Raw genomic sequence first — 26,056 nt, forward strand, 5'->3', positions numbered from 1 at the left:
TTTGAGATAGATGATTTTTTGCTGGCATACTTCCCTAGCGATAGCGAAGCGCTCCGTAGGAATCGCTTATTTAGTTAACACCTTATTATACAATCAAGCTGCACAACAGCTTAGTTTATGTCCTAATCTTGATGGCTATATTCAGCAAGCCCTATATTAAGAATCAAGAAAAGCCGTCCTAGAAGGACGGGGCTTGTGTCCCATTTTTTTGGTCAGTGGTCAGCCTCTCTTGACTCTGCCCTCAACTCTTTTCTCCACAAAAAACTTTTATGGCTACGCCACGTAAGCTATCAGTAAGCCCTACTTAGTAATCTTACCCATATAATTACCCCAAAGTTGTGCGGCTTGGGCGCTGCTGCCAGATGTAGGGGAATTATTATCGTTTCCTAGCCAAATACCGGTAACAAGTTGACGACTGGGAATAAAGCCAATAAACCAGAGATCAACATTATCATTTGTTGTTCCAGTTTTACCCGCTTCCCCTAAGCCAATAGCAGCGCTACGACCCGTACCATGAGTAATTACCCCCTGCATCAAATTAGTCATTTGTTTGGCAACTGAGGTTTTTAGGACTTTTTTATCAGCATCGGGATTTTGATCAAAGGAGTAAATAACACGACAGGTTTCTCTATTTTTGAGATCCTGACAGTCACTACTGTCCAAAATTCTACTGATAGCATGGGGAGGATTCCAGACCCCACGATTACCAATTGCCCCAAAAGCACCAGTCATTTCTAAAACATTAACTACACTTTGACCTAAGACCAAACCGGGTACTTCTTCCAGATTAGACCTCACACCCAAACGCTGGGCCATGCCCACCACTTTATTCAGCCCAATTTCCTTTGCTACCCGTAAGGCTATAGGATTTTCTGAAAGTGCCAAACCAGTAGCTATGTCTAAACTACCACCAGCGCCAGCCCGACAGGGTTTATAGGTAAAGCCCTGCCAACGTAAGGGACTACAAGAATAACCTCTATAAGAAGAAATACCTTTTTCTAGGGCCGCAGCGTAGGCAAAAATTTTAAAAGTAGAACCGGGTTGTCGTTGGGCTTGTACAGCGCGATTAAACTGGCTTTTTCTGTAATCAGTCCCTCCTACCATAGCCACAATACTGCCAGTTTTCGAGTTCAGAGTTACCAACCCCCCTTGAGAAAAACCCAAATTTGAGCCGGCTTGAGAAATGGACTTTTTTAACTCGGTTTCGGCCTGAGCTTGAATACCTGGATCTAATTGGGTTTCAATGATATAGTTACCTTCTCTGGCCGCAGCCGGACCGAGTTTTGATATCAGTTCTTGAAAGACATAATCATAAAAATAGGGGGCAATGGTTTTTGCTTGTGTTTCGCAGACTTTAGGATTGATTTGCACCGTCGAACGGCGGGCCCGGTTAGCTTCTGCTTGGGTAATTTTACCCATTTCTAGCATTCGTTTAATAACTCGATTTCGATAATCAGCGGCTCCGAGTTTGCGCGGACCTGTTCCACAAAAATCAAAAGCATTGGGAGCGGGTAAAATTCCTACTAAAGTTGCTGCCTCTGCTAGAGTTAATTCTTTGGCTGATTTACTGAAATAATATTTAGCAGCATCTTCAAAACCTGAAGTATCTGCACCTAAAAATACCCGGTTTAAGTAAGTTAGTAAAATATCATCTTTGCTGTAAAACGTTTCTAATTTGAGAGAGACAACAACTTCTTTTAATTTGCGTTCTAAAGAATCTTGACTACCGACATATTCACGGAATAAACTGCGAGCTACTTGTTGGGTAACTGTACTCGCTCCTTGTTGAAAATCACCGCTACGACTGTTAATAAATACGGCTCGCAACACACCCAAAGGATCTACACCAAAGTGCCAATAATAACGACTATCCTCGGAAGCGACAACAGCAGCAGGTAAATAGGGTCCAAAGTCGGATAAGTTTTTTAAATCTACGTGAGCGATATTCCGAGGTTCACGGAGTGGGGTTGAACCATCACGAGCATAGACAACCACAGGGGCCCGTGTGGCTGTAGGTAAAGGTCTAACGGAAAATTTTAGCCATTCCACACCTATAGCTAAGGCTGTCAGGGCGGTAATACCAAGAACACCATAAGCCGTCCAAGTAGCGGCTTGGACATAATGGGATGGTGGATCAATGTATTCCAGACGTACAGAAGCGGCTAATGCGGGGGGACCCAAGGTAATCACATCACCATGACGCATTTCCAGGGCATTTATCCGTCTTTTGCCAAGATATATGCCATTGGTGGAGTTTTCATCCTTGATGGTGAAAATGGGGGTGTTTTGGGTAGAATCCCGCGACAGTGAGAGATGAATTTGGCTGACAACTGGGTTACGGACGACGATATCACAGGATTTAGAACTACGTCCCAGAATATAGCGATCGCCTAATAATGGATATTCTAAGGTTTGATTGACTCCGGCATCATGAACTAATAGTTTTGGTACTTTGGCATTGGGTTTGAGCGCCAACTTGGAAAAATCAACTCTAGCTTGAATGGTATTTACTGCTTGAGTCAGTTGACCAAGTAGAGTTTTTGGCTTTTGAGGAGATTGGGGTGAACTCATAAACACATAAACAATTTTAATGGCTTGGTGTTTTTTGCCATGAGGCAATTAACAGACAGACAATTCCTACACTAATAAAAGAATCGGCCATATTAAATACGGCAAAATCAATTAACCGAAAATCGAGGAAGTCAACGACGTACCCCAATCTAAATCTATCAATACCATTGCCCATTGCTCCTCCTAAAATCAAACCATAACCCAGTTGATCCCAAAAACTTAACAATGGTCCGCACAATGCAATGGTGATCAATATTAAACTTACACCTAAAGATAGCCAGCGTAACCACTCTACTTTGCCACTTAACAAACTAAAAGCTGCTCCTGTGTTGGTAACATAAGTGAAATGAAATATATTCCGTAGTAATGGCAGTGTTTGTCCTAATTTAAAGGTTTGTACTACCCAGTATTTTGTTAGTTGATCTAATAAGAATGCCATAGAAGCAGCAATCCAGAAGTATCGGTTTTTTATACCCATGATAAATTTTTTGGTTGTCAGTTGTCAGTTGTTTTTTCTTGATTGATGACTAATGACCAATAACCACTGACTAATAAAACATTATATGTCGGAGGATGTAAGCTACTATGGTGACAGCACAAACAACTACTAGTTGTCCGGGTAATGGAAAGCAAGAGTATTTGAGAATAGCCTGAATCAAAGATAGATTTTCCGTGGCTTTCCAAGGCAAAATATAACTGATAATCAAATAAGTAATACCGCACAAGTGAACAGTGAACAGGCCACAAACACAACTAAAAGCCAGAGTTTCTAGTCGGGGTCTAGCTTTAAAGGCTAAATAACCACAAATCCAAGCTCCAGGGATAAAACCCAATAAATACCCAAACTGAGATAGTTTAACATAACCGATACCACCTCCTTCGGCAAATACAGGTAATAAGGTTAATCCCATGACTAAATAGGCAATTTGTGAGAGCGCCCCAGAATTTTGACCTCCTAAACAGCCTACCAGCAGCACTGCACCAATTTGGTAGCTGACACCTAATGAAAGGGTTTGAATTCCGTGCTGACTCCAATTCCAAGGGGAGGTAACACCATAAGCTTCTAGGAAAGTACCACCCATTGTCAGGAGCAAGCCTATCATAGACCATAGTAGTTGATTCGATGCAGCAAACATTTATTAGGTGATATGATTGATTAACATCAGGGCAATAAATAGATTTTTTCTTTTCTTAACCGATGGTTTATCTTTTAATGTTATGTTGGGAAGGTTTATCTAAAACTTAACAACAATTAACACTAATTGATTTGATGTAGTTCTTCTTTTAACATTTGCTGATAGATATTAGGTAAAGACCGACTAACAGAATTAGTTTCTATACCGTATCCTAAACTTGTCCAAGTAGGGGAAAGTTTTCGTAAAACGTCATTTAATTTTTGCTGACGTAATAGCGCTGAAATATCCACACCCCAAACCCGTGAGTCATTTAACCAACGGTAAACTACAGTATCTTGATACTCTGGTTCAAAACTATAGTTAGTCCAAAATATCTTATGTTGAGGTTTTGGGTGATACCGAGGGGCAATGTGATGCCAAGTTGTGTTAATAATTTGATAACGGCCAGCAGCAGTGGAACAGTTACCTATATTTGGTCCAGTAATGATAGTCACACATTTTTCAGGGTGATGACTCAGATCATTAACTTGTTCGCCACCGTATAAGATAGAGTAAGGACGGTTACTATTGGCTTCACTAGCAGAAATAGTTCGCATTAATGCCCGGATATAAGGATCTCCACCTCGCATAACTAGAGGAGGTTGTTTTCTATTAAATACCGGTTCGGGGGATAATTGGATGTCCCCATAAATATACCACTGAAATAGGTACACAAATCCCAAAAGTGAGGCTATGGGAGCAATGAGTTTTTCTACACCTTTTAGTTCAAAGCTTTTCAGAATTCAACTCCTTTCAATTCAATTTTTTGCTACTAACAAAAATCTATCTTTTGATTTCAGGAAATTTACAACCTCAGTAATATGACGTGAATGAATCTATTTTTTATACTATGAGAATATCAACAATTGATGCAGGAGATTTAAAAGGTAAAAAAAGACCACCATATAGGAATCATAAATGATATTTACCAAATTTTCAGAGCAGTAAGATGGTGTTGGCTATATTAAAAATCATTAACATAGAGAAATAAACAAACTTCAAGATATACAAAAAACAAATTTATGGTTATAAACAAGGGGGAATATCAATCTTTGGAACTACAAAACTCTACTTCAGCCATTAATAGAAGCGTGTCAGCAAATAATGACTTGTTAACAGGAGATAATATAAGTCAAACTAAATTTTATGGAACTTATCAAGATTGCATGGAAATATATGCAAGTCTGGATCAGGTAGAATCTTATTTTAACGCCCATGCTTTATGGTTTAGTCGTTGTGCAGAACCTATGAAGGTGAGCGCTTTGAGTGAAAATAGTTATGCTTTGGTTGTGGGTAAATTCGGTGCTTTTGGTTATGATGTAGAACCAAAGATTGGTTTGGAGTTATCAGCCCCTCAAGATCGAGAATACCACATTCGCAGTATTTCTTTACCTGATTATCAAGCCCCGGGTTATGAGGTAGATTATAAATCATTAACACGGTTAATAGATGATGTAGATGGGATTACAAGGGTAGAATGGGAATTGTATTTAGTAGTTGAGTTACACTTTCCCAAATTTATTCAACGATTACCCCGTACTTTAATTCAGTCTACAGGCGATCGCATCCTAAATGAAATTGTTCATCAAATTTCCCGTCGTCTCACACGCAAGGTAAAAAAAGACTTTTATCAATCTTTAAATATTCCCTTTCCACCAAGCAAACACAAGTAATCACAAGTAATATAGCACTTTCCATCTCACTGAGGTACAGGAATTAGGAATTTGACCGCAGTGAAATAGGAAATGGTGCAATGAAAATCAGTCAATTACCCATTACCCATTACCCATTACCCATTACCCATGACTAATGATAATCTAAGCATTAGTTAAAATTCTCTGGATAATTTCGATACCAGAGAAAGCTTGCCATGCAAAAAGTCCTAAAATAGCGAAATTTAACAATATATGCGTCATCCTGGCCCAATTTGCTCCTTTTTGCATAAAAGGAGACAGAGATGCAGAAAAAGCAATTAAACCTGTCATACTTAATCCAGCTAGGAGATGAGGTCCGACAAATAATTTACCATTATTAATGTAAGTAACAGCCATACCACCAATAGAACCTGCTACCATCAAAGCTAAGATGATAGAACCTATTTGGTGGTGTTTGATAGTATATCGTCCTTTAACTAGCTCTTTCTTTTCTTCACCTTGAGCATTTCTGGTACGCTGTACTTGTAACCCTAAATATGCAGCATAGAGGGAAAGCGCTAATAGTACCCACATGATAGCTGGGTGAGCAAAATTCAGCCAAAATTTTATTGTTGGAGTCAGTTCAAGAGCCATATTTTTTACTTCCCTTTATTATATCTTCATAAAACTTAGCATATTTAGCATATATTTATTTTCTTGACTCAGCAATTTTCCGGCGTGGCTGAATTAGGATATGAAAGTGAAAAATTCTCTCTCCTAAACTCTTACTTTCCGCGTTTCTTCCTTTGTAGGTTTAAAGATAATTCATACACATCTGCTAAAACAGGATATAACGAATGACAGAAAATATAGAAAATAAAGATACCACATTGCTGAAGGCTGTGAAAAGTGGGGATATCAAAAAAGTGTCCGCGCTACTTACTTATGGCGCTAGTGTGGATACAAGCGATCACCATGGAAATACGGTATTGATGTTAGCTGCGAATTTAGGTTATACGGAAATTGTGCGATCGCTCTTAGATGCTGGTGCTAATATTAACTTAGCCAGAAAAACCTATCATTTAACAGCATTAATGTTGGCTGCTAGTGCTAATCAGATAGATGTGGTGAAGCTATTAGTATCTAAAGGGGCAAATGTTAATGCTACGAATGAAGATGGTAGTACAGCATTAATGATAGCAGCGCTAAAAGGTAATCTTGAGATTGGACAAATCTTATTAAAGGCTGGTGCGGATTTAGAGATTACCGACAAAGATGATGATACCGCGTTAAAACTCGCAGTTAAACACAAACATCCGGCAATTGTCAAAGCATTAACACAAAATAATAATATTGTCAATAACCAAGATCGCGGAGGTGAGACAGTATTAATGATTGCCGCTGATTTAGGCTACTTAGAAATAGTACAAGCATTGTTATCATCTGGGGCTGATGTTAATATCAAGAATGTTGATAATGAAACAGCATTACTAGCAGCTACACCAACGGGAAATATTGATATTATAACTGCTTTATTAGACGCGGGTGCAGAAATTAATCATCAAGAAAAAGAAGGGGAAACAGCGTTACATTTGGCCGTTGTAGAAGAACATATTGATGTAGTCAAAATATTACTACAAAGAGGGGCAGATGTGGAAACTAGAAACCACCTGGGAGATACTCCTTTACTAATAGCAGCATTCCAGGGATATAGCGATATAGCAGAAGTTTTGCTGGTTGCGGGAGCAGATATGGAAAAGAAAAACTTTGGAGAAGTTGCGCTAACCTTAGCAGTATCTCAAGGACATTTCAAAACAGTGAAATCATTGCTTGACTATGGTGCAGATATTAATAAATTAGCAGATGATGGTAAAACCGCCTTAGTTAAAGCCATAACTGCAAATTATCCCGAAATATTCCAACTATTACTAGCAAAAGGAGCAAATATAAACTTACAAAACTCTTCGGGAGCAACGGCTTTAATGTGGGCTGTAGCTGAAGGTTATAGTCAAGCTGTGGATATATTAATCCAATTTGGTGCAGATGTAAATTTAAAAAATCAGGGTGGTTATACAGCTTTAATGATTGCAGAATTTAATAATTATCGGGGTATTAGTAAAATATTAAGAGAAGCTGGAGCGCGGGAATAATTTAATTTAGAAATTGGAAAAAAAAGAGAAACATCAAGATGAAATATTTAGAGGGTAGAAAGAAGTAAATTTACCTTTTACTATTACCTTGTTTCTGTCTTGATGTTTCCTACTGTGCTAGATGTAAACAATATACATTGTTTTATTTTAGTTTGTAGTATTGGAATTAGCATTTTATAGGTAATAAAAACTACTTCAATTACTAATAAATCTTTCTTCAGTCTGATTTTTCAATGGTTTGGAGTAATTCTAAAGAAAGAATTAAAGTTTTCTTAAATATTAGTTCTCAGAAAACTGTACTTGACGGATTTAAAAAAAGGTAATCATCTAGCATACTGCTGTCAATTCCTACAATTCTGGTAATCAGGTAATAACGCTGTTGTAGGACTGTCGCGCTAGATTGTGGTTAGGTGGTAAACTATAGGAATTAGTACAGCTATTGTGGCTATAATCGATCAGATTCTGAAATTTCAAATTATTTACGGATCTATTAACTCAGGTGATCCTCCAATAAAGAAGCTATAGCCTCTGGATGAACTTTTTTATATTGCTTTTTACCTAACATTAAAACACAATTGGGGGCGCTACTACAACGTTTTTGACAATCGGTATGTTCAATTATGACTTGATCAGATAAACCGCGATCGCACAAAGTTTTTTCTAAGTCTGATAATAACCCCTTTCCACCTCGTTTCAAACAACCAGATTTTTGACATACCATAATCTTGGCTTTCGGTTGAGAAAGGGGATTTTTCAGAGGACAAAAACCAACTGCTTGGATTTGATAAGCTTGGAGTTTTAGTTTATTGGTGCGAGGGTTTAATTTACTAATAGCATTAACGCGAATTTGTTCACCAGGTAATAAAGATAAACCTAGAGAACAACGTAAATTTTTAGGAATTTTGATTTTGATGTTTCCTGCGCCAATTCCCAACCGTAAATATTTACATTTTTCTGTTTCCTTATCCACAAATCCTAAAAATTGTCCCTCAATATTTAATTCCGATAATCTCAGATATTTTTCATTCATTTTCAATAACTCAACTTTTTCAAGAAAAATAATAAACCCCATTTTATTGGGGTAGTGTTGATAATTACCAGCAAGAAGGAAGAGAAAAAAAGAGATTTTTAACTGTTACCTTCTTGATATTTTCTCAGTTTTTAAGAAAGACGTTTAGCTTCCACAGTTAAAGGTAAACAGCTTTTATCTGGTATTTCACTAAATTCTAATTCCCAACCATTAGCTAAAGTGAGAATTTTACCTGTTTCACTATCTGTTTGTTTGACTACTTCTTCTTCTAAGTCTTTTTTAGCGACATAGACAACTAAAGTACCAACATCATTCATTCGCAACATTACTTTCATGTTTTTCCTCAGCAGATTCTAGTTCTCTTTTTCGACAACCGATGATGTACCCTGTTTCCAAAAAATGTACAGCATAGATATAATAAGCTTGCAAAAATGTGCCGATACTGGATACATAACCCACATCACCAATTCTTGCTAAAACTTCCCCAATTTCTCGACCGGGAAAAGTTCCATCGTTTTTGATTAGTTTCTTAACTCGGACTTTTTGACCAATTTCAAAAATAGGTTGCGAGTTCAGTTCTATTTCATCACGTTGCATGGGAATACCTTTTTTCGCTGACTAAATTTAATAATTCTTCTGTAGTGAGACTACGTTTTTTGAGAATTGATTGTTGACGAACTATATCTAAAATAGCTTGGGTTTCTTGAGAATCAAGAAAGATTCCATGCTGTTCTAATAAGTTAGATAATGAATGGCGGCCAGAGTGTTTACCTATGACTAAACGCCGTTCCCAGCCCACATCTTCAGGAGAAAATGGTTCATAAGTAATGGGGTTTTGGAGTACACCATGAGCATGAATACCAGACTCATGAGCAAAGGTATTTTCACCCACAATTGCTTTCCAAGGTTGAACATTAGCACCGGAAGCTCTAGCAACTAATTGAGATAGTTTTAACAGATGTTGAGTTTTAATTTCTAAATCAACACCGTAGATACATTTGAGAGCCATAATTACTTCCTCTAGGGCTGCATTTCCGGCTCTTTCTCCTAATCCATTAACGGTGGTATTTACAGACATAGCACCAGCTTTGATTCCGGCTAAGGCGTTAGCAGTTGCTAGTCCAAAATCATTATGGGTGTGAATCTCAATAGGAATTGATAGGGTTGATACTAAACGCTGAACTTTTATGTGAGTGCTGAAGGGATCAAGTACCCCAACTGTATCACAAAAACGAAACCGTGACGCTCCCCATTCTTGGGATAATAACGCAACATCTTGGAGAAAATTTTCATCGGCTCTAGAAGAATCTTCGCCACCAACTGATACCCAAAGACCTTCATCTAATGCAAAGCTAATACAGTCTTTTAGTCTTTGTAAACTTACGCGCCATTGACCATGAAATTTAGCCGCAATTTGTACTCCAGATACAGGAATAGCAATATGTACTCGCTGCAATCCACAGGCTATAGAAGCTTTTATATCTGATAATACAGCGCGATTCCAACCTAATAATTTAGCCTGTAAATCTAAGTTACGAATGGCAACAATGGCGCGAATTTCTTCCTCTCCCATGGCGGGAATTCCTACTTCTAATTCATGGACACCAATGGTATCTAAGAATTGAGCGATCGCTACTTTCTCTTCTAAGTTAAAAGCAACACCTGCCGCCTGTTCTCCATCACGTAATGTCGTATCATTAATCATGATTTGATACATTTTAACATCCCTCTAGCGGAGTTTTTTCTAATATCCTTGTTCGCTACAATTCTTTAAAGTCTTGGATGGACAATAAATATTTGATTGAGCGAATAAATCATGATTCATGATTTACGATCCTTAATTATTACTCCAATATTTCTGTTGCATCTGTATGATAAGAAACCAAAAATTGGTATCACTTCTCAAGTATTTTTGGTAGTATTATTTGTGGATTTTGTCAGCAGCCAATAACCCAGATAAACATTAACAAATCCTGTAAAAAATAACATACTCAAGCCAGCAATTAAGCTAGTAATCATAATTTTACCTCTGATGTTCACTGATAATTTTTCATCTACCTTAACTAAGAATGTTCTGCAAGCCAATCAAAAATTCTGTCTAATTGCTGTAAATCCACTAAACCATATTGCCAAAGCAGCATCGGTAAAGGACAATGATTAAATTCAGGGTGTCGCGTTGCTACTGCAATATCAGCGGTGGAAAGTGCTAGTTCTTTTTGTAGGAATTGCAATAACTTCTTATTACTACTATTAATCACCATAATTGGACATTGACAATCGAAATCAATATAAAGTACAAGTTATTCCCATAAGCAATGACTAATTATTTTAGTTTGAGCAAACTGGGTGAACCTAAGCTTAGGTGAATTATCTTGAATATGCAAGATAGTTTGTGAGCGAACAATGACTTAGGATTGATATGCTTTTGATTAGATATTCCCAAAATCATTAAGTAGGTGGGCGTTAAAAATTGTCGTTGGGGCAAGGGAACAGGGAACAGGGAACAGGGAACAGGAAACAGGAAACAGGAAGAGAGTTTTGAGTGATTTTACTTTTCTTCACATACCTTTAAATTTTTCTGTTCATCTACTTAATAGTCATCATTCATACTGATCAAAACTCCACACTGTTACACAAACAATTCTCTAACCATGTCACTAGTTGATGACGAGAAGCAAAAAATTGCATTAATGTACTACGAACTAGAATCGCTTCTTGGAGGTTATTGACTTGGATACGCAAAGACCCATCCGGGGGACAGGAACAAGAAATCATTAACTCTTGCAAACGGTGATAAATACACCATCTATCACCCAGAGGAATTTGCAAAATTTGTTCACCAATATTTAAAAAATTACAATTGTGTGCCATGAGTAATTCAACCTGGATACAGTTGACTTTATTAATCATCTTGATGATGATTTGTGAGAGTTTGTATTTGTTTTTCCAGTTGGTCAATTCGGGAAAGTAAAGAACGAATTACCCCTGCTTCTATATCGGGTAATTTGTCATGTTCTAAGGGTGAAATGTGGTTATTCGACTTACGAGAAATAATCCTTCCCGGAACGCCGACTACAGTGGCATCTGGAGGCACATCACTCAAGACAATTGAACCTGCACCAATACGAACGCGATCGCTAATTTGAATATTTCCTAATACTTTCGCACCAGCACCAACGACAACATTATCACCCAAAGTAGGATGACGTTTACCGCTTTCTTTACCAGTTCCTCCCAATGTTACACCCTGATAAATAAGAGCATAATCTCCGATAATGGCAGTTTCACCAATTACCACACCCATACCATGATCAATAAATACACCTTTGCCAATTTTTGCCCCTGGATGAATTTCAATTCCTGTCAAAAACCGTCCCCAATGGGAAATAAACCGAGGAATAAAACTGACTTTATGGAGGTGTAACCAATGGGCAAGACGATGTAAACAAAGGGCATGAAACCCAGGATAACAAAATATAACCTCTAACCAATTATAAGCGGCTGGATCACGCTCAAAAATAATCCGAAAATCACTAATTAACGGTTCTAAAAATAGTCCAGGACTTTGATTTTTTTTCAGGTTTGTATTGACATTTTCAGCTTTACTGATACTGTTTAAAGACTGGTGCATTGATACTGTGAGGTGAAAAGATCCTGTAGTGTTTTCATGCTTATATCAGATAACTTTCAAAGGGACAAAATTAGTAACGCAGATTAGATTTATTAAATTTATTACCTTTGTACTCAATAGGTTTAAACCCCTCTTTAACAGAACTTTACATTTTCTGTTGGGGTAGGGGTACTAGCTTTTTCTAACTGGGGTACTGGTATTTTTGGTTGAGGGATGCAGCATTTTTGTACTCAAAACAAATCCCTTAACCAGTAAGACTTTGCAGCTATTTAGGTAAGATATTTTCAGATATATTCAGTTGTACTCATTGCTTCAGAATCGTTGCTTTGATGACAGTAAATATAGTTTTTATGTATTACCTAATACTATTATTATTTTATGGGTTTGCTAGATGAAAGCTGGATTTCTTTATTTTGTTTTATGGTTTGTTAGCTGTATGTGGGGATACAAAACTTCCAAGCATTATCAATAATGACTCCCTCAGAATATTTAGGCGTTGCTAAATTCATACCGCTATTATGCAACGCCAATATTTACATCAACATACAGCAGTTACTGGTATTCACAAAGTACAGATATTAATGATAAAACTCTTGTGGTGCGGGCATCTTGCCCGCATAAAGTCTACCTCACTCAAGCTGAAATTGTTGTAAATCAACGACCCAAAAGATATTGCATTTTGATTTGAAGATCAGTATTTGAACCTGCTACGAAAACAGCCGCTTGATTAAATTTAGGTGGACCTGTCAGAATTGCTGGATTGTTAGAAAACCCAAAACCTTCTATGGGAATACCAAAAGAATTAGTATTCATCATACCATCTTCATTAGCATCATGAATTAAAGCAACGGCATAATTCCCTGGTTTTAAGTTCTTAAAACTCAGTTTTTGAGGATTTTCTGTGATCTTGATACATTCAGATTGTACAGCTTTTTTACTATTACTAGGAAATCCCTTACTTCCAGAAAAAAGACTAGCACAAATTTTTCCAGATTGGTTTTTTATGCCTACCACATTAATCGTCAAATTACCATTAAAATCTGCTCTCGCACTAGTTAAAAATAGGAAACTTCCCAAAATAGGAAGTAACGCTATTAGTCCCTGACTTGATGCTTGCCGTAAGGCGATTTTTAACTGTTCTTTCATTAACTAATTTACCCTCTATTAAATAGAACTAATATTTTATCCAGCCATCTTGTGAATGTATTACGATTGTGTAATAGCTACAAGAACATCACTTTTACAAGTATAGCAGAAAGTACTAAGATGAGAGGCTTTGCGGGAATAGCTTGCCCTGAGCTTGCAGAACTGTCAAAGTATCAAATTAAAAATTTCTAACTTTGCTGCTTTGTCACTTTCGGTCTACCAATAGGTTCTTTAAGACGTTGTTTCAAAGCCTCTCACCCCACACGTTCGCTAAAGGTAAACTTTACGACTTTTCAAACATCCGCCAACAACGACTTTGATCACTTTTTCCTAATTTGATTTGTTTATGATAGATATACCTTGTTAATCATGGAAAGTTTATGGCTAACCAAATTATCGAAAATGACCAATAAATAATGATCAAAAAATTAAATCTTTTGCAAATAATCTGCATTAAGATGGATGCCTTATTAAGTCCAAATCCCTGATCCAGCAAGAGATGTAACCACAATTTACATCACAAATCATCGAAAAATTAAAAAAATATAAATTGCATTTCTAGAGAAAAAAATGATAGGCTGTATACATACGGTAAATTCCAGGCTTGTCAGGTACTCTAACTCTTAATCCCCCAATGCTTTCAGCCGAAAGGGGAATTTAGTCCCCTCTGCTTGATCAAAGGAGGGGCTTTGGTGAAGTAAAAACCGGATGTTGTAGGAAAGTTGAGTACAGTTCAATATCAAGAAAACTCGATAAAAATCTAGTTGAAATCCTTACAGATATTGACTTGGAGATGAGTACAAAGAAATCCTGAACCCCTAACTATAAATACTCGTACCCCTGACTATAAATACTTGCACCCCAACCCAAAAAAATCTTTTTTAATTTTTGTATCGTTGCAATACAAGGATTTAAGGATTTGAGTACAAACATAATAAATCTAATAAGTTCTATCCTTTGTCAACCAAGGGGGACAAAAAAAAGGGCTGCTATAAATCATTTATCGCCAATCACTTAACGCTCCTTAACAAAACAAAGTTAATAGTCAAAAGTGAGTGGAGGGATGAGATTAGCACCATGTCTATAATTTAGACATTGGCAGTAGTAACAGCATCTCCCACAGTGGCTCTCAAGTCCACCGCAAACAGCGAAATTCAATGACACTACCTGCTACCAACATTCTCACCTCCGATAACCTGCGAGATCAGGATTCTATTATCATCCCCGCTAAATCTGGTAATTGCGGTTGCGACAGCAGCACAACTCCAGAAATGGACGAAAAACTTAGAGAACGCATTGCTAAACACCCCTGTTATAGCGAAGAAGCTCATCATCACTATGCAAGGATGCACGTTGCTGTTGCCCCTGCTTGCAATATTCAATGTAACTATTGTAACCGCAAGTATGATTGTGCTAACGAAAGTCGTCCGGGGGTAGTGAGTGAACTGCTCACACCAGAAGAAGCAGCCCATAAAGTGTTAGTAATTGCGGGTAAAATTCCGCAAATGACTGTATTGGGAGTGGCAGGACCTGGTGATCCTTTGGCTAATCCAGAAAAAACTTTTCGGACTTTTGAACTAATTGCAGACAAAGCCCCAGATATTAAATTGTGCTTATCTACTAACGGTTTGATGCTGACAGAATATATTGATCGCATTAAACAATTAAATATAGATCACGTTACCATTACCCTTAATACCATTGACCCCGAAATAGGCGCACAAATCTATTCTTGGGTTCACTATAAACGCAAGCGTTACAGAGGCGTGGAAGGAGCAAAAATTCTTCTAGAAAAACAATTAGAAGGATTACAAGCTCTCAAAGAAGCTGATATCTTATGTAAAGTTAATTCTGTAATGATTCCGGGAATTAATGACCAACATTTGGTAGAAGTTAATCAAGCAATTCGGGAGAAAGGCGCGTTTTTACATAACATTATGCCGCTAATTTCTGCACCCGAACATGGTACACATTTCGGTTTAACTGGTCAACGTGGACCTACAGGAAAAGAACTGAAAGAAGTCCAAGATAATTGTTCTGGTAACATGAAAATGATGCGCCACTGTCGTCAGTGTCGAGCAGATGCGGTAGGATTATTAGGAGAAGATCGGAGCCAGGAATTTACCAAAGATAAGTTCATGGAAATGACTCCAGAATATAACTTTGAAACCCGCCAAGAAGTTCACGAAGGTATTGAGAAATTTAGAGAAGAAATTAAGGCCGCAAAAGATAAAGTATTGACTGGCAAAAAATCTGCTAATAATCCTAAAATCTTGGTTGCAGTAGCCACAAAAGGCGGTGGATTAGTTAACCAACACTTCGGACACGCCAAAGAATTTCAAGTGTATGAAGTTGATGGAAATGAAGTTCGTTTTGTTAGTCACCGCAAGATTGATCAATATTGTCAAGGTGGTTACAGCGAAGCAGCTACCGCAGATAATATAATGAAAGCGATCGCAGATTGTAAAGCAGTCTTGGTATCGAAAATAGGCAACTGTCCTAAAGAACAATTAGAAGCAGCAGGAATAAAAGCTGTTGAAGCCTACGACGTAATTGAAAAGGTTGCTTTAGAATTTTACGAGCAATATGTTCAGGTTAATGGGTAATAGGTAATAGGTAATAGGTAATGGGTAATAATTTCCAATCACCTCTTTCTCAACACCTAATCATCTAATCTATTACCTTTTACCTCTTCACCAATTTACACAAAGGTAAATAATCATGGCTTACAAAATTACTAGCCAGTGTATTTCTTGCAAGTTGTGTTTACCTGTTTGTCCTACTGGTGCAATTCAAGAAGTTGATGGTAATTATTGGATTGATTCTCAACTTTGCACAAATTGCGCTGGTAGTATTCACACCGTACCTCAATGTAAGGCCACTTGTCCGACTGCTGATGGTTGTGTTCAACAATCTAGTGATTATTGGGAAAGTTGGTTTGCTTATTACCACCGTGTTTTAGCAAAATTAACAAATAAACAAGACTACTGGGAGCGTTGGTATAGCTCTTATTCTCAGAAGTTTTCCCAACAGTTGCAAAAGCATCAAGGCCAAGTAATTATATAGGTGATTTCATGGGTGATAGGTAATAGGTAATATTTTCCCCCATTACCTATTACCAATTACCAGTTAATAATTCTAGCTAATTACTCATAATCTTTATATGGAAACCATGCAAAATAATTGCATTTATCTTGATAATAATGCCACCACTAAAATAGATCCTCAAGTTGTTGAGGCTATGATGCCTTATTTGACGGATTATTATGCTAATCCTTCCAGTATGCACACTTTTGGTGGACAATTGGGAAAAGCTGTAAAAACAGCTAGAGAACAAATTGCTGCTTTACTGGGAGCCGAAGAATCGGAAATTGTTTTTACCAGTTGCGGAACTGAAGGTGATAATGCTGCTATTCATGCAGCGTTATTAGCTCAACCAGAAAAACGTCATATCATCACTTCTCAAGTAGAACATCCTGCGGTTTTAAATGTCTGTAAACAATTAGAATCTAAAGGTTATCAAGTTACCTATTTGTCAGTTAATTCTCAAGGACAAATAGACTTGAATGAGTTAGAAGCTTCTTTAACTGGTAACACTGCTTTAGTAACAGTAATGTATGCCAATAATGAAACCGGCACAATTTTTCCCATTGAAGAAATTGGTGTTAGAGTTAAAGAATATGGAGCTATCTTCCACGTTGATGCAGTGCAAGCGGTAGGTAAAATACCCTTAAATATGAAGACCAGCACCATAGATATGTTAACTATATCTGGTCACAAAATTCATGCTCCTAAAGGTATTGGTGCTTTGTATGTTAGACGTGGGGTTCGTTTCCGTCCTTTCTTAGTTGGTGGACATCAAGAACGAGGACGTAGAGCAGGTACAGAGAATGTTCCCGGAATTATTGCTTTAGGGAAAGCTGCGGAATTGGAATTATCACATTTAGCAGAAGCAACTCAGAAAGAAAGAAAGTTACGCGATTATTTAGAACAATCTCTTCTGGCTAAAATTCCTGATTGTCAAGTAAATGGTGATATTAAAAATAGATTACCAAATACGACAAATATCGGGTTCAAATATATTGAAGGTGAAGCAATTTTGCTTTCTTTAAATAAGTACGGTATTTGCGCTTCTTCTGGTTCTGCTTGTACTTCTGGTTCTCTTGAACCTTCTCATGTTTTACGAGCTATGGGTTTACCCTACACTACTTTACATGGCTCAATTCGCTTTAGTCTTTCTCGTTATACTACGGAAGCAGAAATTAATCAAGTAATTGCAGTCATGCCGGAAATTGTTGACCGTCTGCGGGCTTTATCTCCCTTCAAAAATGATAATGCCGATTGGTTACAACAACAAGGACAAACTTTAGTAAATAGGTAATAGGTAATGGGTCATAGGTAATGGGATTCCTCTATTACCAATTACCAATTACCAATTACCAATCCAAAATCTAAAATCTAAAATCCAAAATCAATTACGTGGGACTACAAGGACAAACTTTAGTAAATAGGTAATAGGTAATGGGTCATAGGTAATGGGATTCCTCTATTACCAATTACCAATCCAAAATCCAAAATCTAAAATCCAAAATCCAAAATCCAAAATCCAAAATCCAAAATCCAAAATCAATTATGTGGGACTACACTGATAAAGTATTAGAGTTATTTTACGATCCTAAAAATCAAGGTGCAATTGAAGAAACCGGTGAAGCTGGTGTGAAAGTGGCAACTGGTGAAGTGGGAAGTATTGCTTGTGGTGATGCTTTAAGATTACATTTGAAAGTTGAAGAAGCAACAGATAAAATTCTTGATGCACGTTTTCAAACTTTTGGTTGTACTAGTGCGATCGCTTCTTCTAGTGCTTTAACTGAAATGATTAAAGGTTTAACTTTAGATGAAGCTTTGGGAGTAACAAATAAGGAAATCGCTGATTATTTAGGTGGTTTACCTGAAGCGAAAATGCACTGTTCTGTTATGGGTCAAGAGGCTTTAGAAGCTGCCATTTATAATTATCGTGGCATTCCTCTAGAGGCACATGACGATGAAGAAGGTGTCCTCATCTGTAGTTGTTTCGGAATAACTGATGCTAAGATAAAGAAAGCAGTTGCACAAAACAATCTCTTCAGTGCAGAGCAAGTAACAAATTATGTAAAAGCTGGTGGCGGATGCGGTTCTTGTTTAACGAAGATTGATGATATAATCAGAGAAGTAAAGCAGGAAGCCGCCAACAAAAATCTCTACAGCTACAAGGCGAAAGCTAAAACAGAAATTCCTAATTCAGAGTTTATTGTCGGGCAACAAAAACCATTAACTACAGTCCAAAAAATTGCCCTGATTCAAAAAGTATTAGATGAAGAAGTCCGACCCGTGTTAATCGCCGACGGGGGAGATGTAGAACTTTATGATGTCGAAGGTGATAAAGTTAAAGTAATTCTTCAAGGTGCTTGCGGTTCATGTTCTAGCAGTACCGCTACCTTAAAGATTGCCATTGAAGCGAGATTACGCGATCGCATCAGCAAAGAAATTATTGTCGAAGCAGTTTAGAAATTAGTCATTAGTCAGTGGTCATTAGTTACTAGGAAAAAACAACTGACCACTCACAAACAAAAATCCCTACAACCCAATAAATACTATGAACACCACTAGATGTTTTGTAGAGCGATCGCCCCCGTAGCGACGTTCTACACACGCTCACCGCCGTAGAACTTGGCCGTGAGAACCGACAGACGAAAAACACCAAATCAACCAATTCTAGGAAAACACGAACAATGACTACTGACGCAAATATTAGACAGATAGCTTTCTACGGCAAGGGCGGTATCGGTAAATCTACCACTTCTCAAAACACCCTCGCAGCTATGGCTGAAATGGGTCAACGCATCATGATCGTAGGTTGCGACCCTAAAGCTGACTCCACCCGTTTGATGCTTCACTCCAAGGCTCAAACCACCGTATTACACTTGGCTGCTGAAAGAGGCGCTGTTGAAGATTTGGAACTCCACGAAGTCATGTTAACCGGTTTCCGTGGTGTTAAGTGCGTAGAATCTGGTGGTCCAGAACCCGGTGTAGGTTGCGCTGGTCGTGGTATTATCACCGCTATTAACTTCCTAGAAGAAAACGGTGCTTACCAAGATTTAGACTTCGTATCTTACGACGTATTAGGTGACGTTGTATGTGGTGGTTTTGCTATGCCTATCCGTGAAGATTAAGCTGTTTTTTCTAGGGTTTTTGTTGGTGCAATTGGTGGGGAAGTTTGATTTTTTTATGCCCTATTTTTGCCCTAGTATTTTTTGGGGAAATGGGGTTTTTGTTTTGTTTTTCTGCTTTTGTTTACCCTATTTTGTCCCTATTGTCAAGGGGGATACATGATTTTTGATAAATGGGTTACTGATTCATGGTTTATAATAACTTTAATTATATGTACCTTAAAGAAGGATAATGTCGAAACCTATGCAATACATACAGAGATCAATCTTACAATCTGATAGCGAAAATATCTCTCTCAACAAGCGTAAGCAAAGTGGTCAACCAACTTCAGACCTGATCATGTCTGCTTATTTATCAGGAAACGCCGAAGTTTTTGCCAATATTCTCCAATTGCACGTTCCAGAGGGATCTATTGTAGCGGATGTTACTTGGGGAAAAGGAGTTTTTTGGCAAAATGTGCTTAAAGATAAGTATAAACTTCTTGCTACTGACATATCCACAGGAGTAGACTGTCGTAAATTACCATATCAAAATCAATCAATAGATTGTGTAGTTTTAGATCCTCCATATATGGAAGGCTTTTATAGAAAAGAAGCCTCACAAAAAGCTGGTTCTGGTACACATTATTCATTTTCTGATGCTTACTCAAATGGAAATGAAATTAATGAAGATACTGAAAATATTGGTACGAAGAAATGGCACGCAGCAGTTACCGATATATACTTTAAAGCTGGTAAAGAGGCCTATAGAATTTTAAGAAAAGATGGAATACTAATAGTTAAATGCCAAGATGAAGTTAGTGCCGGAAAGCAATGGTTAACTCATGTAGAAATAATTAACGAATATGAAAAAAATGGCTACTACACAAAAGACTTATTTGTTGTTATGAGAACTAATAAGCCTTCAGTCAGCAGATTAAAAAAGCAAGTACACGCTCGAAAAAATCATTCATACTTCCTTGTATTTATAAAAAAGAAGTAGAATTTATATATGGAATTGATAGAATTTATAATTTCTATATTTCCTGTTCTAATCCAAACTCTGAAGGATCATAACCTTCCCCATCTGCCAGCATTTGATCCAGTAATTCTGTCAAATCACTATAAAATGGGGGTTGTGGTGGCCAACTCACAGGTATCAAACTAGATATTAAAAAGTTTCTTTCTTCTTCTGTATATTTTTTGTAGGATGAACATGGTAAATCAGAGTTTCTAGCAAATTGAAAGTTCCACGTTTTATTAAATCCATAACAATTAACAGCAAGAATATCAAATTCTCCTCTGATAAGAAGGGTTGTTTTTAATTTTCTACCATTAGGAAGAATAATTTCACGATTATCACTGGCATCTACTTGAGCTTTTCCAAACCAAATTTGACTTTCTTTGTCCCATTTACTTTGAGTTTTTTGTAAAGATTTAGACTCAATACTAAAAGCTCGATGATGATAAATAATGTGCAAATCTCCTTTCTTTTTTCTATCATGATCATCAAACTTTTTCATATATTTTACACCAGGAAAATTAGCAATTATTTTCCTGAGTTTAAGTTCAGCAACATAGCCCAAAAGCATTCCTCTCAAACTAGGATTTTCTGCGAGTAAAATGGTCAATTCATTTGCTGTAACTTCCCATTCATCCATAATAGTCTGGGTTGCTAATGTATCATCATTAACTCTTTTTAGTAATTCACAAGGATCAAATTGAAGAACTTCTGCAATTTCCAAAAACTCTATAATATCAAGTCTGCGTTCACCACTTTCATATTTCGATACAAAAGATTGTGGACGGTTTAGTGCTTGTGCTAATTGTGCTTGAGTGAATGAAATGCGTTGACGATATTCTATAAGAAGTTCTCGAAATTTTGCATATTGCTCTGTAAAAATAGATAAAGTCATGGGTACTTAACTAGAAAAACAATAAGCAGTTTAGTATCCTAATATGGGATATCCCAAAACAGGATATTAACTTACAGCAAATTGTCATCAAACCCGGAATAAGAACCCCACCCCCAAAACCCCCTCCCCGCAAGCGATGAGGGGGCTAAGATGTACCTTATATGATTGCAAATCGCTGTAATTGCAAGCGATACGTACGATGAACTAGAAATGGGGTTTTTGTTAGGGTTTATTCTTTTGTTTACCCTATTTTGTCCCTAGTGTCAAGAGAGATACATGATTTTTGATAAATGGATTACTGATTTTTTGTTTACAATTTAATTGGCAATAGAAATATCTAACCTACCTTATATATCTCCATTATTATTTTCAAAAATGCTATCAATTTTAGATTTTATGGTAGCATAGGCATCTTCTTTCGTTGGCAACCATTCTGATAAATCTATAGCTGTGTTATTCTGATCCTCGTTAGCTACCATAAATTGAGGATGACTATAACATAGCTTCTTGACTGCTAAAGCACTCCAATCTTCATCAATGGAGTCAAGAGAAACTAGAATAGTCCAACCTCTATAATGAGCCATGTGATTTTTGGAGAACGGTCCAATTTGACCTCCAATGTAGATTAGTTGATCTTCTGACCATTTTTCTGAGGGTAAGTCTTCATATATTGTTGTGTCAGAAGTCGAGTTTTTGTATTTTTTTATAGTTTCAATAGCCTTTTCACCATAATCACCACAATAAATAGGCATACATACTCGTTGGTAAAGAAATCCGTTAGGAATTTGCAATTGATATCTGTCTGTAGATATCTCATAATTATGAATTGCTATTTCTCTTCCTTCAAATATTTTTGTATTTAAAGGATGTTTGGCAAACGGATTCAATAGAATTTGACAACCATCAAGTAACGTTTCTTTATATTCGGTTCTTTCAAGACTAAATCTTTCTACTCCTGTTTCATGTTCTGATTCAATAGCTCTATAACCATAGAAAATAACAGGGTATTTTCCTCCTTCAGCAATAGCGCGAACTTTACAAAGAGTTGCCCTATTATTAAACATAACTGCACTAATATCAGACATATTAGGATTCGTAAACAAGCCTAGAGAAATATCTACACCTGGTTTTTTTTGTACTTGATATTTTCTGGATTCACCAATAATAATTATTTCGTTTTTTTGAGTATCTTGGATTATTAGGGGTTGGTCATAGGCATAAAGAACACGAACAAGTGCTAAACTGTCCTGAAGAAAAAAGAATGGCTGATCGAATGGAGTAACGCATAGAATAAAAGGCTTATTTTTCACATGATTAAGTTGTGAATATTTTGAAACATACTTTTTGTGTTTCTCTGTAATTGATTGTAAGAGGCGAAGTGTAGATAGTCTTAACATTTCATCAATGGTGATTCCATCCAGCATATTTAAATCTTTATCCCATTCAGGACGGAAACCTTGAGGTTGATTTGATGTAGTCGCTTCAGCTATAAACTCACCATAAGAAGAAGTTAATATAAAATCTGGGGTGGCATGGAATAGATTAACACTAAAACCAAGTTCTTTGAAACAAGCAAAAAGATATAATTCCCAGAATGAAGAGTTAAATGTTGTCTGAAACTCTCTGATAAATTTACCGTCTCTATCCACAAATCCATCTGCCCAATTTTTCAGAACTTCAATCTCTGGTTCATATAGTCCTGATTGAGCAATAAGACGAAAGTGTTGATGTTGCTCTGTATCAGGTACAATAGGCGTAAAAATATTCATAATTAATTTATGTTTTAAGCAATTAAGTATTACATATATCACTTTATCCCAACAAGTAAGTGATCTTAAAAATATTCATAATTAATTTATGTTTTAAGTAATTAAGTATTACATATATCACTTTATCTTAATAAATAAGTGATCTTAATAACATAGCAACAGTAATTTTGATCACTGTTTGTGGGTTATGGGTGCGATAGCGAAGCGCTCCGTAGGAATCGCATTTCTGGTGTTGTGAGTTATGAGAGCGATAGCGAAGCGCTCCGTAGGAATCGCATTTCTGGTGTTGTGAGTTATGAGAGCGATAGCGAAGCGCTCCGTAGGAATCGCATTTCTGATGTTGTGGGTTTTGAGAGCGATAGCGAAGCGCTCCGTAGGAATCGCTTTTCTGGTGTTGTGGTTTGAGAGCGATAGCGAAGCGCTCCGTAGGAATCGCTTTTCTGGTGTTGTGGTTTGAGAGCGATCGCTTTTCTGGTATTTTGGGTTTTGAGAGCGATCGCATTTCTGGTATTTTGGGTTTTGAGAGCGATCGCATTTCTGGTGTTGTGGGTTTTGAGAGCGATACTTGCGGTGAGGTTTGCGATCGCATTTCCGGTGTTGTTGAGAGAGCTATTGCTATAATTATTAAAATGGAAAAATTATCATATTTTATGGACTACCACAAAATTATCACCATTGAACCTGGCAAACGCAGCGGCAAACCTTGTATTCGAGGAATGCGAATAACCGTATATGATATTTTAGAATATCTTGCAGGTCGTATGACAGAAAAGGGTAAACCAACACCACCAATATTTGTTGGGTTTCCTTGCGTCAACCCAACCTACAGATTATAATTTTAATTAATCATTTTCATCAAACTTTGATTTCCTACCTGTAACCTTAATCTTTCATTCTCAATTCTCAACCTCTCATTTTCCTGTTCTAATCTAATCACTATATCCTGTAAATCTTCGACTTTCGATTTTTTCTTAATTGCTTCCTCAATTGCAACCTTACGATTTTCCAAACTAAACCACTTTTGATAAATGGATGTGTGCATATTCACAGAATGACCCAAATTATCCGCAGCAGCTTTAATAGGAATCCCCATTAAATGCGCTCTAATTGCCCAACCATGCCGTAAATCATAGGGTTGAAAGGGAATCCCCACAAATCTAAACCATCTGTCTGTTCCATGTCGCGCAGAATTGATTTCTCGACTTGTAACTTTATCTTTAATTTTCGCTTTTAATAACTCAATTGCTTCTATATCTGTAGTTAAATTAAAAGTTTCTACCCAACGGGGATATAATGGTAAAGCTTCCCTTGCTCCCGTTTTACATTCTTCATTAACACGCCATGTATTCATGGTATTTTCTGAAGATAACCACCAATTTAAATCAGGATTAACAAAAAGTTCAATGGGTCTTAATCCATAAGTAGCTAACATCCCATATACCCATCTCCACAACTTCCAATTATTTCTATCTTCTCTAGTTATCAACTTACTAGAACGATTAATAGCATAATTTTCAAACTTTAGATATTCTTGTTCTATCTCTGCGTCAGTTGGTATATCACGTTGACGTTGATAAATAGCTTTGATTTTTAAATTACTCAATTCTGGAACTTCTAAACCAGAACATTTACACAAAACCCTAATTACCTTAATTAATTCATTTTTCACACTATCCGATGAAGGGCAAAATTTCACAGCATCAATAAAATTGGCATTTATCGCTAATTTATCCTTTGGTAAATGTGCATTAGCAATATAGAAATAACTATTAAAAGTATTGTTACTTTTGAGAGTGCGTTTTCTAGTTTGGAAATAGGTTTGCTCAAATTCAGAAATTAAATCTCCAATAGTTTTTGAATTAGCCTTAAATCTAGTTTTTCCTAAATATTTATCAGTCCAAATAAATTGTTTTCTAGCAATCAGTTTTCCTAACTCATTCGCTTCTTCTTCTGCCGTATTTAAACCATCAAAACTAAAAGGAATACCCAAAGAAATATCATATTGTTTTGTCCTGCTACCGTTTTTATCAAAATCACCTGGTTTAATAGGTAGGGTAGTTCTCAACTGTAATGAATTGCCGGATTTTCTGACAGAAACACTCACTCTTGCGGCTCTTAGTCTAGCATTAATTGCTTTTAATTCTGTTATCAGTTTTGCCGTTAGATGATTTTCTTGATTTTCTACTGCTTGCATTCTGCCTAAATATCCCCCGTCGGTAATAGCTGTTTGGTGAAAATCGGCAAATGCTTCCTGTGTTCTGTCCATACCCTAGATTTACCCTCATAAAAAAACTGTTCACCTCAGACAATGATTGCAGCAAACATAGTTGAAAATGAACACTTTCCGGTTTTTAATATTATATTATTGCTCTTTCCCGTGAAGGTAAAGCACAAGAAATCTACATCGTTACCTCTGGTGAAATGATGGCGATGTACGCTGCAAACAACATCGCTCGTGGTATTTTGAAATATGCTCACTCCGGTGGTGTACGTTTAGGTGGTTTGATTTGTAACAGCCGTAAGGTTGACCGCGAAATCGAATTGATCGAAACCTTAGCTGAACGTTTGAACACCCAAATGATTCACTTCGTACCCCGCGACAACATCGTTCAACACGCAGAATTGCGTCGTATGACCGTTAACGAATATGCACCTGATAGCACTCAAGGTAATGAATACCGCGCATTAGCGAAGAAAATCATCAACAACCAAAAACTCACTATCCCCACACCTATCGAAATGGATGAGTTGGAAGCATTGTTGGTTGAATTTGGTATTCTTGATGATGACACCAAGCACGCTGAAATCATCGGTAAACCCGCTGCTGCTACCAAGTAGTATTTAGAAAT

Annotated in this window: 24 protein-coding genes and 3 pseudogenes; 11 read left to right on the plus strand and 16 right to left on the minus strand. The window is 37.0% G+C overall.

Annotated features, from left to right (window positions below; all coding sequences use genetic code 11):
• Positions 1-10 precede the first annotated feature (10 nt).
• Positions 11-160, plus strand: coding sequence for a hypothetical protein (locus tag H6G25_RS03225; protein WP_190391249.1), 150 nt, complete (start codon positions 11-13; stop codon positions 158-160).
• A gap of 140 nt (positions 161-300) precedes the next feature.
• Here the strand turns inward: H6G25_RS03225 and H6G25_RS03230 are convergent, their stop codons facing one another.
• From H6G25_RS03230 to H6G25_RS03245, 4 genes are all read right to left on the minus strand, one after another.
• Positions 301-2,571: a transglycosylase domain-containing protein gene (locus H6G25_RS03230; protein ID WP_190391250.1), complete on the minus strand. Its 2,271-nt coding sequence runs from the start codon at positions 2,569-2,571 to the stop codon at positions 301-303.
• Between the two features lie 16 nt (positions 2,572-2,587).
• Complete coding sequence (gene lspA, locus H6G25_RS03235; RefSeq protein ID WP_190391251.1) at positions 2,588-3,049, minus strand: signal peptidase II; 462 nt, start codon at positions 3,047-3,049, stop codon at positions 2,588-2,590.
• Positions 3,050-3,119: 70 nt separating this feature from the next.
• A complete protein-coding gene (locus H6G25_RS03240) occupies positions 3,120-3,707 on the minus strand; it encodes a biotin transporter BioY (protein WP_190391252.1) in 588 nt (195 codons plus the stop codon).
• A 122-nt stretch (positions 3,708-3,829) separates the two neighbouring features.
• Positions 3,830-4,486 (minus strand): glycoside hydrolase family protein, encoded by a 657-nt coding sequence (locus tag H6G25_RS03245; RefSeq protein ID WP_199319652.1) that lies wholly within the window; start codon positions 4,484-4,486, stop codon positions 3,830-3,832.
• A gap of 282 nt (positions 4,487-4,768) precedes the next feature.
• Between H6G25_RS03245 and H6G25_RS03250 the strand changes: the two genes are divergently transcribed.
• Entirely contained in the window at positions 4,769-5,419 is a 651-nt protein-coding gene (locus tag H6G25_RS03250; RefSeq protein ID WP_190391253.1) for a DUF1997 domain-containing protein, read from the plus strand.
• 144 nt (positions 5,420-5,563) lie between these two features.
• Here the strand turns inward: H6G25_RS03250 and H6G25_RS03255 are convergent, their stop codons facing one another.
• Complete coding sequence (locus H6G25_RS03255) at positions 5,564-6,034, minus strand: DUF4079 domain-containing protein (protein ID WP_028083127.1); 471 nt, start codon at positions 6,032-6,034, stop codon at positions 5,564-5,566.
• Between the two features lie 203 nt (positions 6,035-6,237).
• On the opposite strand from H6G25_RS03255, the gene H6G25_RS03260 reads away from it, so the two are divergent.
• A complete protein-coding gene (locus H6G25_RS03260) occupies positions 6,238-7,530 on the plus strand; it encodes an ankyrin repeat domain-containing protein (protein WP_190391254.1) in 1,293 nt (430 codons plus the stop codon).
• A gap of 490 nt (positions 7,531-8,020) precedes the next feature.
• On the opposite strand, the gene H6G25_RS03265 is transcribed toward H6G25_RS03260, so the two are convergent.
• The 8 genes from H6G25_RS03265 to H6G25_RS03300 form a co-directional block, all read right to left on the minus strand.
• On the minus strand, positions 8,021-8,560 hold the full coding sequence (locus tag H6G25_RS03265; protein ID WP_190391255.1) for a (2Fe-2S) ferredoxin domain-containing protein: 540 nt from the start codon (positions 8,558-8,560) through the stop codon (positions 8,021-8,023).
• A 131-nt stretch (positions 8,561-8,691) separates the two neighbouring features.
• A complete protein-coding gene (gene nifT, locus H6G25_RS03270; RefSeq protein ID WP_190391256.1) occupies positions 8,692-8,895 on the minus strand; it encodes a putative nitrogen fixation protein NifT in 204 nt (67 codons plus the stop codon).
• Positions 8,870-9,157 (minus strand): nitrogen fixation protein NifZ, encoded by a 288-nt coding sequence (locus tag H6G25_RS03275; protein WP_028083316.1) that lies wholly within the window; start codon positions 9,155-9,157, stop codon positions 8,870-8,872. Before H6G25_RS03275 ends, nifT begins: the two co-directional genes overlap by 26 nt.
• Positions 9,147-10,277 carry a homocitrate synthase gene (gene nifV / locus H6G25_RS03280; protein ID WP_137907130.1) on the minus strand — a complete coding sequence of 377 codons (1,131 nt, stop codon included), beginning with the start codon at positions 10,275-10,277 and terminating at the stop codon, positions 9,147-9,149. The genes H6G25_RS03275 and nifV overlap by 11 nt, the downstream gene beginning before the upstream one ends.
• A 346-nt stretch (positions 10,278-10,623) precedes the next feature.
• Positions 10,624-10,821 carry a DUF2949 domain-containing protein gene (locus H6G25_RS03285; protein ID WP_028083314.1) on the minus strand — a complete coding sequence of 66 codons (198 nt, stop codon included), beginning with the start codon at positions 10,819-10,821 and terminating at the stop codon, positions 10,624-10,626.
• Positions 10,822-11,173: 352 nt separating this feature from the next.
• The gene (locus tag H6G25_RS03290; protein ID WP_028090089.1) at positions 11,174-11,431 is read right to left on the minus strand and encodes an Asr1405/Asl0597 family protein; all 258 of its coding nucleotides are present in this window, start codon (positions 11,429-11,431) and stop codon (positions 11,174-11,176) included.
• A 31-nt stretch (positions 11,432-11,462) separates the two neighbouring features.
• Entirely contained in the window at positions 11,463-12,191 is a 729-nt protein-coding gene (cysE, locus tag H6G25_RS03295; protein ID WP_190391257.1) for a serine O-acetyltransferase, read from the minus strand.
• A 654-nt stretch (positions 12,192-12,845) separates the two neighbouring features.
• The gene (locus H6G25_RS03300) at positions 12,846-13,337 is read right to left on the minus strand and encodes a DUF2141 domain-containing protein (protein ID WP_190391258.1); all 492 of its coding nucleotides are present in this window, start codon (positions 13,335-13,337) and stop codon (positions 12,846-12,848) included.
• Positions 13,338-14,494: 1,157 nt separating this feature from the next.
• On the opposite strand from H6G25_RS03300, the gene nifB reads away from it, so the two are divergent.
• The 6 genes and pseudogenes from nifB to H6G25_RS03330 all read left to right on the plus strand — a co-directional run bounded on the left by nifB (position 14,495) and on the right by H6G25_RS03330 (position 20,525).
• On the plus strand, positions 14,495-15,943 hold the full coding sequence (gene nifB, locus H6G25_RS03305; protein ID WP_242034871.1) for a nitrogenase cofactor biosynthesis protein NifB: 1,449 nt from the start codon (positions 14,495-14,497) through the stop codon (positions 15,941-15,943).
• A gap of 115 nt (positions 15,944-16,058) precedes the next feature.
• Positions 16,059-16,403, plus strand: coding sequence for a 4Fe-4S binding protein (locus H6G25_RS03310; RefSeq protein WP_028089573.1), 345 nt, complete (start codon positions 16,059-16,061; stop codon positions 16,401-16,403).
• 106 nt (positions 16,404-16,509) lie between these two features.
• Entirely contained in the window at positions 16,510-17,718 is a 1,209-nt protein-coding gene (gene nifS, locus H6G25_RS03315; protein WP_190391259.1) for a cysteine desulfurase NifS, read from the plus strand.
• 251 nt (positions 17,719-17,969) lie between these two features.
• On the plus strand, positions 17,970-18,881 hold the full coding sequence (gene nifU, locus H6G25_RS03320) for a Fe-S cluster assembly protein NifU (protein WP_190391260.1): 912 nt from the start codon (positions 17,970-17,972) through the stop codon (positions 18,879-18,881).
• Positions 18,882-19,105: 224 nt separating this feature from the next.
• Positions 19,106-19,540 (plus strand): annotated as a pseudogene (locus H6G25_RS03325) (AAA family ATPase); the annotation flags it as partial.
• A gap of 247 nt (positions 19,541-19,787) precedes the next feature.
• A complete protein-coding gene (locus H6G25_RS03330; RefSeq protein WP_199319647.1) occupies positions 19,788-20,525 on the plus strand; it encodes a DNA methyltransferase in 738 nt (245 codons plus the stop codon).
• Between the two features lie 34 nt (positions 20,526-20,559).
• On the opposite strand, the gene H6G25_RS03335 is transcribed toward H6G25_RS03330, so the two are convergent.
• Both H6G25_RS03335 and H6G25_RS03340 read right to left on the minus strand, forming a co-directional pair.
• Positions 20,560-21,438, minus strand: coding sequence for a helix-turn-helix transcriptional regulator (locus H6G25_RS03335; RefSeq protein ID WP_190391263.1), 879 nt, complete (start codon positions 21,436-21,438; stop codon positions 20,560-20,562).
• Positions 21,439-21,785: 347 nt separating this feature from the next.
• Positions 21,786-23,207 (minus strand): hypothetical protein, encoded by a 1,422-nt coding sequence (locus H6G25_RS03340; RefSeq protein WP_190391264.1) that lies wholly within the window; start codon positions 23,205-23,207, stop codon positions 21,786-21,788.
• 650 nt (positions 23,208-23,857) lie between these two features.
• Between H6G25_RS03340 and H6G25_RS03345 the strand changes: the two are divergent.
• Positions 23,858-23,977, plus strand: a pseudogene (locus H6G25_RS03345) (DUF433 domain-containing protein); the annotation flags it as partial.
• Positions 23,978-24,045: 68 nt separating this feature from the next.
• Here H6G25_RS03345 and H6G25_RS03350 read toward each other — a convergent pair.
• Positions 24,046-25,473: a site-specific integrase gene (locus H6G25_RS03350; protein WP_190391265.1), complete on the minus strand. Its 1,428-nt coding sequence runs from the start codon at positions 25,471-25,473 to the stop codon at positions 24,046-24,048.
• Between the two features lie 110 nt (positions 25,474-25,583).
• Between H6G25_RS03350 and nifH the strand changes: the two are divergent.
• Positions 25,584-26,045: pseudogene (nifH, locus tag H6G25_RS03355) on the plus strand (nitrogenase reductase); the annotation flags it as partial.
• Positions 26,046-26,056: the final 11 nt, after the last annotated feature.

The sequence above is a fragment of the Dolichospermum sp. FACHB-1091 genome (genome assembly GCF_014697585.1).
GTDB lineage: Bacteria > Cyanobacteriota > Cyanobacteriia > Cyanobacteriales > Nostocaceae > Dolichospermum.